This is a genomic window from Mesorhizobium sp. M0088, assembly GCF_040322895.1.
Taxonomy (GTDB): Bacteria; Pseudomonadota; Alphaproteobacteria; order Rhizobiales; family Rhizobiaceae; genus Mesorhizobium.
The window spans coordinates 106,548-113,551 of the sequence record NZ_JAMYUI010000027.1 but is presented as its reverse complement, the minus strand read 5'-3'; the positions used below and the strand labels follow the sequence as shown (position 1 = coordinate 113,551).

The window sequence follows — 7,004 nt, the reverse complement described above, 5'->3', positions numbered from 1 at the left end:
CCCCCCCCCCCCCCCCCCCCCCCCCCCCCCCCCCCCCCCCCCCCCCCCCCCCCCCCCCCCCCCCCCCCCCCCCCCCCCCCCCCGCGCGCCCCCCCCCCCCCCCCCCCCCCCCCCCACGCCGAAATTTTGGCGACCGCCTTGCCGCCTCCCTGGATCTATGTCGCCACGGCGCAAGCCTATGATGACGAGATGCATGAACGCATCGCGTTGCACCGATCGCGGCGCGGCGAAGGCTGGACGACCATCGACGCACCGCTCGATCTCGCCGGTACGCTTGCCGCCTTGCCGGAGGATCGGCCGGTGCTTGTCGACTGCCTGACGCTGTGGCTGACCAACCACATGCTGGCCGAACACGATTTCGAGCTGGAATGCCGGCGATTGGCGGAGGTGCTGTCGCGGCCGCGCGGGCCATGGTTCGTGGTGTCCAATGAAGTCGGCCAAGGTATCGTACCGGACAATGCACTGGCGCGCCGGTTTCGCGATGCCGCCGGCCGGCTCAACCAGCAGGTCGCCGCCGTCGCCGACATGGTGCTGCTGATGGTGGCAGGGCTGCCGCTCAAGGTGAAATGACATGACCGACATCGACAATAGGGACGAAGAACGCCACCGCGCCAAGATGGCCAAGCGCAAGGCTGTGCAGGATGCCGAGGTGGCGAGCAAGACGGTCGAGAAGGGCTTGCTCATCGTCAACACCGGACCGGGCAAGGGAAAGACCACCGCCGCCTTTGGCCTGGCGCTGCGCATGCTCGGCTACGGCAAGCGCGTCGGGGTCGTCCAGTTCATCAAGGGCAAGTGGCACACCGGCGAGAAGGACGCCTTCGCCGCCTTCGGCGACCGCGTTGTCTGGCACGCGATGGGCGAGGGGTTCACCTGGGAAACGCAGGACCTGAAGCGCGACATCGCCGCCGCCGAAGCCGCGTGGGCCAAGGTGCTTGAGCTGATGGCCGATCCGTCGATCAGCCTGCTGGTGCTCGACGAACTGAACATTGCGCTGCGCTACGACTATCTCGACCTCGACAAAGTGGTTGCGGCGTTGAAGGCGCGGCGTGAGGGCCTGCATGTCGTGGTCACCGGCCGCAACGCCAAGCCGGCGCTGATCGAGGCGGCCGACCTCGTCACCGAAATGGGCGTAACCAAGCACCATTTTTCCGCAGGCGTGAAAGCGCAGCAGGGGATCGAGTTCTGAGCGTTTCTTACCCTCCCCACAAGGGGGAGGGTGAAGTAGATCACGCCACGATGACAACGACCGAAACCAACCCGAACAGCGCGATCAGCAGATAGTCGGCGACGCGATAGAGTTTCAGCGCTCGCCTTATGTCGACGCTGTCGGCCTCGCGCCGCCCACCTTCGCCCATGAAGACGTCGTCCACGAGCACGCCGCCGTAGCTGCGCGGCCCGGCGAGCGCCAGGCCGAGCGCACCGGCCATCGCCGCTTCCGGCCAGCCGGCATTGGGTGAGCGGTGTTTTTTCGCGTCGCGCCACACCGCATGCCAGGCATTTTTCGCATCAGCGCCTTTGACGAAGAACGCCGCCAGCACGATCAGCAGCGCCGTCAGCCGCGACGCCGGCAGATTGATCCAGTCGTCGAAGCGCGCCGCCGCCCAGCCGAAGGCCTCGTGGCGCGGGGTGCGGTGGCCGATCATCGAATCGGCGGTGTTGGCGGCCTTGTAGGCGGCGCCGCCGGCCAGGCCGCCGACGCCGGTCCAGAAGGCGGGGGCGACGATGCCGTCGGAGAAATTCTCAGCCAGGCTCTCGATCGCGGCGCGGCAGACGCCGGCCCTGTCGAGCGTTTCAGGGTCGCGGCCGACGATTCGCGAAACGGCAAGGCGGGCCAGAGCGAGGCCACCGGTGTCGAGCGCGTCCGCCACAGCCTCGACATGCTCATAGAGGCTCTTCTGCGACAGAAGCGACGTTGCCAGAAGGGCAGTGATGACCAGGCCCATGGGAACGAACCAGAACAGGATCTGCACGCCCAGGCCAATTATCGCCGGCACCAGCACGATGACCAGCAGCGCCTGGACACCACGCTTGCGACGCAGCGCGTCGGGATCAGTGGCGCGGTTGAGCCTGCGGTCGAGAAAGGATATCAGCCTGCCGAACCACGTCACCGGATGGCCGATGGCGCGAAACAGCCAATCGGGGTAACCGAGGGCGAATTCGACGGCCAATGACAGGAAAGCGATCAGGACTGACATGAAGCTTCTTAATGGGGCGGTTGTGGACCATGGTGGAAGTCTTGGCCGCGCGAGGGCGCTTTTCCCCAACGCCCTGCTGCCATTCGTCGACCTCTCGACCGGTATCAATCCGCACTCCTACCCGCTTTTCGACCTGCCCGCCACCTCGCTGTCGCGGTTGCCGGAAGCCGCGCGCACGCGTGAGCTGACAGAGATCGCTGCCAGTGCCTATGGGGCGCCGTCGCCAGCCAACATCGTGGCGGCACCGGGCACGCAGATCCTGTTGCCGCGCGTCGCCTCGCTGATTACCCCCGGAAGGGCGCTGGTGCTGGGTCCGACCTACGCCGAACATGCCCGCGCAGCAGTGATCGCCGGGCACGCGGTGACCGAGGTCGGCGATTTCGCTGACCTGGCGGACGCCGACCTTGCCATCATGGTCAATCCGAACAATCCGGATGGACGTGTCATCGAGCGCGACCGGTTGCTGGCTCTGGCTGCCGGATTGCGCGCCAAGGGCGGGCTGCTGGTTGTCGACGAGGCGTTCATGGATGTTGGGCCGCGCGAGCATAGCCTCTGCGGCGATGTCGGCCAGGGCGGCGTCGTCGTGCTGCGCTCGTTCGGCAAGTTCTTTGGTCTAGCCGGCCTGCGGCTCGGTTTTGCACTTTCCGATGCTGTGACGGTCGAACGGCTGGAAACACAATTCGGGCCATGGGCCGTTGCCGGCCCGGCGCTGGAATACGGCATTCGCGCGCTTGCCGACATCGACTGGCAGGACGCGATGCGGACGGCGCTGGCTGATGAATCGGCGCGGCTCGATGCGCTGTTCGGCCGCTTCGGTATTCCCGTTATGGGTGGCACCACGCTGTTCCGTTTTCTTCGCCTACCGCATGCTGCCGATTTGTTTGCCGCGCTCGGCGGGCGCGGCATTCTGCTTCGCCATTTTGCCGATCGGCCTGACGTTCTGCGCGCCGGCCTGCCGGGGAGTGAGGAGGAATGGCAGCGGCTCGAGACCGTTCTTGCCGAATGGGCGTCGCGGCGCGAGCTTCAATCGAAGGGTTCGAAACAATGATCCATGTCTGCTCGCTGGCAAAGATCGAGGAAACGGTGGCCAGGAGCGGCGCCGACCGCATGCTGTCGCTGCTTGCCGCCGGAACGGCGGTGGTCCGGCCGGCCTCGATATCGAAAGAAAATCATCTGCATCTGGTCATGCATGACATCGCGGCGGCGCAGGACGGCATGACCATGCCGGGCGAGGAGCATGTCCGCAACCTGCTCGATTTCGCGCGCCGCTGGGACCGGGCAAGGCCGATGCTCGTGCATTGCTATGCCGGCATCAGCCGCTCGACGGCTTCGGCCTATATCATCGCGGCCGCATTGGCGCCGAAACGCGACGAGGCCGAATTGGCGCGGACGCTGCGGGCGCTGTCGCCCTCGGCAACACCCAATCCGCGACTGATCGCGGTGGCCGATGCGCTGCTTGATCGCAACGGCCGCATGATCGAGGCGATCGAATCGATCGGCCGCGGTGCGGATGCCTTTGAAGGCACGCCCTTCGCGCTGAGGATCGACAGCTAGCTGCCCCCATGTCGTTGTTCGATTATCGGGTGCCTTCATTCGCCCAATCTTCATGCCCGTGCCGTATCCGGACAACGAACACGTCGTCGTCGGCTTCGATCCGGTAGACGACAAGATGGGCTTTGAAGGGATGGATACGCATCGGTGGCGCCAATTCAAGCCGCTCCCGCGCTATTCGGGGACTGGCAGCGATCAGGTCAAGATCGTGAACAACTCGTCATGATACTGTCTGGCCTGCACAGCGCCGAACAGGCGCACCCCTTGCTCGGCAATACTGACGATGTCCTCTTCCGCAGCTAAAGAAAGGCGAAATCCCACTACCCATTGCCGGATGGCTTTTCAGCGCGTTTAACCGCCTCCGTGAAAAGCGCGTCCCTGGATCGATTGCCGATGCCACTCTTCAAGCCATCATCGACAAAGCGCTGCATGGCGGCAATCTTGTCATTGCGCTCCTGATCCCGACGGATCAAATCGCGCACATAGTCGCTCGCGTTGGCGTAACGGCCCGTTTCGGTTTGCGCCTCCACCCAATCTTTCATCGGGTCGGGCAATGATACGTTCATCGTTGCCATACTGGCCTCCATATCTCGTCCAGTATGGTCCGTTTTGGCAAAGTTTGTCAAAATCTCTTGTGCGGAAATCTCTTGTCCAAAAGCGCGATTGTCAGATCCGCCCTCCGTCGCCTGGTTTGTTCAAGAGGACAGCGCTTGCCTTTCGATGCCAGACCACTGGTTTGGAGGCTACGTCAACCAGTCCGCGAGCTTCGCCTTGCGCACATCCCGCAGCAGGCTGATGAACCCGTCGGCCTGATATTCTGCCGTCAGCCGGCCCTTCTCCGCCGTCGCGATGCTGGCATCGCCGACGACGCCATTCGGGTTGAGATCGCCAGCGATCCAGGCAAAGGCGTGGGTGCCGGTGTGGCGCAGGAGCGAAAATTCGTTTTCGGCTTTGGCGACATTGGAAACGAAATTGTCGGCCTTGGCCATGTCGACGAGGTCCGGCCGGAAATGCAGCATCAGCGAGGTCTCGACATCGCCGCCATGGATGCCGTGGCGGTCCTCCAGTTCGGTGTACATGCCGGCCGGGCGGCCGAACCGTTGCCAGCTGGTCTTTACCGCCAGCATCTTTTCGCGCACGCGCAATTCGCGCGTGACGATGCCCATGATCTCCTCGTTGCCGCCATGCGAATTGACCACGATAAGCTTGCGCACGCCAGCGCGCGCGATCGACAGGCCAAGCTCGGTCCAGGCTTCGATCAGCGTCGTTGCCGGCAAAGTGAGGGTGCCCGGCGCATGCAAATGTTCGTTCGATTTGCCTACCGCCTGGACCGGCAGGATGCGGACGTCGAGATCGTCGGGCAGGCGGGCGATGACCGTGTCGAGCATGCCGTTCATGATCGAAGTGTCGGTCGAGACAGGCAGATGCGGGCCATGCTGCTCGATCGCCGCCACCGGCAGCACGGCGATCGTCGCCTCCGGATCCATCGAGGCGTATTCGGTGGTCCGGTAGTCGCCCCACCACACGCGTTTCTTCGCAACAGTCATGTCATGCCTCTTCGATGAACGGCCAGACCTAGCGCGGCGGAGGTTGTCTGTCGATCACCCGGCCGCGATAGCCTCGACCTCGACCTTGAATTCGGGTCGGGCAAAGCCGGAGACGATCATCAGCGTCGAGGCCGGCGCGGGGCTGGAAAACAGCCGGTCGCGGACATCCATATAGGGCCGCAGATGCGCGCGGTCGGTGACATAGGCGTTGATACGGATGATGTCGCGTAGGCCCAGCCCGGCTTCGCCGAGGATCGCTTCGATGTTGCGGAAGCAGAGTTCGGCCTGTGCGCCGGCCTCTTCGGGAATCTGGTCGTCCGCGGTTATGGCAACCTGACCCGAGCACAGCACCAGCCGCTTTCCAGGCGGTACCTCGACCCCGTGGCTGTAGCGGGCAAAGGGCGGCTTGATCGACTTCGGGGTGAGGAATCTGAACATGGCAATCTCCTGGGTGCCGCCAGCCTAAAGCCGGACCCATTACACCTTCAAGATGGCGGTGCATGTTGCCCGGGCGATTGTGGACAGCCGTTCAAAAAATAGGCACGATGCCTTTCGTACAGCATGACCCGTCCGCGCTTGGCATGGCAACGTCTTTCAAGCGGGCGGTCCCGGCGCCAGACGCCGGTGGCATGTGTCTTGCTTCTTGAATCTTTGGTGTCGAGCCTGGCGCGTGGCGCGCCGGAGCAAACAGAGGGTGGTGTGGATGTACGGAAAACAGAAGATCTCGGTGGCGGCGGTGGCCCTGCTTGCAGCCAGTACGCTGGGTGCTGCTGCGAATGAGAAAGTCACCTTCGGCACCAACTGGTTGGCCCAGCCGGAGCATGGTGGATATTATCAGTCCGTGGCGGACGGCACCTACGCCGCCTGCGGCCTCGACGTCACCATCATGCAGGGCGGTCCGCAGGTCAGCGGCCGACCGCTGCTGCTGGCCGGCAAGATCGATTTCTACATGGGCGGCAATCTGCTGTCGGCTTTCGATGCCGTCCAGCAAGGCATTCCCATGCGCGTGGTGGCGGCGGACTTCCAGAAGGACCCGCAGGTCATCATGTCCCACCCCGGCGAAGGGCTCGACAAATGGGAGGACCTGAAGAACGCCGACCAGTACATATTGGGCGACGAGGGCGTGCAGACCTTCTTCCAGTGGATGGTCATCGAACTCGGCTTCGACGCTTCCAAGCGCGCGCCCTACACCTACAACACCGCTCCCTTCCTCGCCAACAAGAAGTCGATCCAGCAGGGCTACGTCACCTCGGAGCCGTTCGCGGTCAAGAAGGAAGGCGGCTTCGTGCCGAACCAGTTCCTGCTCGCCGACTATGGCTGGGACACCTATTCGACGACGATCGAGGTGATGCAGGATACGATCGACAAGAAGCCGGAGGTGGTCCAGTGCTTCGTCGATGGCTCGGCCAAGGGCTGGTACAAATATCTGTACGGCGACAACAAGGCCGCCAACGACATGATCAAGAAAGACAATCCCGATATGAGCGACGAGCAGATCGCGTTCTCGATCGAGCAGATGAAGAAGTTCGGCCTTGCCGATTCCGGCGACACCGAAAAGCTCGGCATCGGCGCCATGACCGACGAGCGGATCAAGAATTTCTACGACAAGATGGTCAAGGCCAAGGTCACGCCAGCCGGCATCGACATCAAGAAGGCCTACACGCTGACCTTCATCAACAAAGGCGTCGGGCTCGAGCTGAAGAAATAGGCC

The 7,004-nt window shown here is 63.6% G+C and carries 9 protein-coding genes and 1 pseudogene; 5 read left to right on the top strand and 5 right to left on the bottom strand.

From position 1 onward, the window contains the following. Window positions 1–123 precede the first annotated feature (123 nt). Both cobU and cobO read left to right on the top strand, forming a co-directional pair. A complete protein-coding gene (gene cobU / locus NKJ67_RS28020; RefSeq protein WP_352584434.1) occupies window positions 124–570 on the top strand; it encodes a bifunctional adenosylcobinamide kinase/adenosylcobinamide-phosphate guanylyltransferase in 447 nt (148 codons plus the stop codon). A gap of 1 nt (window position 571) precedes the next feature. Further along, complete coding sequence (gene cobO, locus NKJ67_RS28015; RefSeq protein ID WP_127331450.1) at window positions 572–1,186, top strand: cob(I)yrinic acid a,c-diamide adenosyltransferase; 615 nt, start codon at window positions 572–574, stop codon at window positions 1,184–1,186. 40 nt (window positions 1,187–1,226) lie between these two features. On the opposite strand, the gene cbiB is transcribed toward cobO, so the two are convergent. Next, complete coding sequence (gene cbiB, locus NKJ67_RS28010) at window positions 1,227–2,195, bottom strand: adenosylcobinamide-phosphate synthase CbiB (RefSeq protein ID WP_127331448.1); 969 nt, start codon at window positions 2,193–2,195, stop codon at window positions 1,227–1,229. On the opposite strand from cbiB, the gene cobD reads away from it, so the two are divergent. Further along, window positions 2,194–3,243, top strand: coding sequence for a threonine-phosphate decarboxylase CobD (gene cobD, locus NKJ67_RS28005; RefSeq protein WP_352584430.1), 1,050 nt, complete (start codon window positions 2,194–2,196; stop codon window positions 3,241–3,243). The genes cbiB and cobD overlap by 2 nt on opposite strands. Then, on the top strand, window positions 3,240–3,749 hold the full coding sequence (locus NKJ67_RS28000) for a tyrosine phosphatase family protein (RefSeq protein WP_127272559.1): 510 nt from the start codon (window positions 3,240–3,242) through the stop codon (window positions 3,747–3,749). Before cobD ends, NKJ67_RS28000 begins: the two co-directional genes overlap by 4 nt. A 22-nt stretch (window positions 3,750–3,771) precedes the next feature. Here NKJ67_RS28000 and NKJ67_RS27995 read toward each other — a convergent pair. From NKJ67_RS27995 to NKJ67_RS27980, 4 genes and pseudogenes are all read right to left on the bottom strand, one after another. Further along, window positions 3,772–4,067 (bottom strand): annotated as a pseudogene (locus NKJ67_RS27995) (type II toxin-antitoxin system RelE/ParE family toxin). After that, window positions 4,067–4,321 (bottom strand): type II toxin-antitoxin system ParD family antitoxin, encoded by a 255-nt coding sequence (locus NKJ67_RS27990; RefSeq protein WP_127271993.1) that lies wholly within the window; start codon window positions 4,319–4,321, stop codon window positions 4,067–4,069. The pseudogene NKJ67_RS27995 and the gene NKJ67_RS27990 overlap by 1 nt, the downstream one beginning before the upstream one ends. Before the next feature lie 168 nt (window positions 4,322–4,489). Next, window positions 4,490–5,293, bottom strand: a complete 804-nt coding sequence (locus NKJ67_RS27985) for a creatininase family protein (protein ID WP_127331442.1) — start codon at window positions 5,291–5,293, stop codon at window positions 4,490–4,492. A 54-nt stretch (window positions 5,294–5,347) separates the two neighbouring features. After that, the gene (locus tag NKJ67_RS27980; protein WP_127271694.1) at window positions 5,348–5,731 is read right to left on the bottom strand and encodes a RidA family protein; all 384 of its coding nucleotides are present in this window, start codon (window positions 5,729–5,731) and stop codon (window positions 5,348–5,350) included. Window positions 5,732–5,996: 265 nt separating this feature from the next. On the opposite strand from NKJ67_RS27980, the gene NKJ67_RS27975 reads away from it, so the two are divergent. Further along, window positions 5,997–7,001, top strand: coding sequence for an ABC transporter substrate-binding protein (locus tag NKJ67_RS27975; protein ID WP_127272561.1), 1,005 nt, complete (start codon window positions 5,997–5,999; stop codon window positions 6,999–7,001). Window positions 7,002–7,004 lie beyond the last annotated feature (3 nt).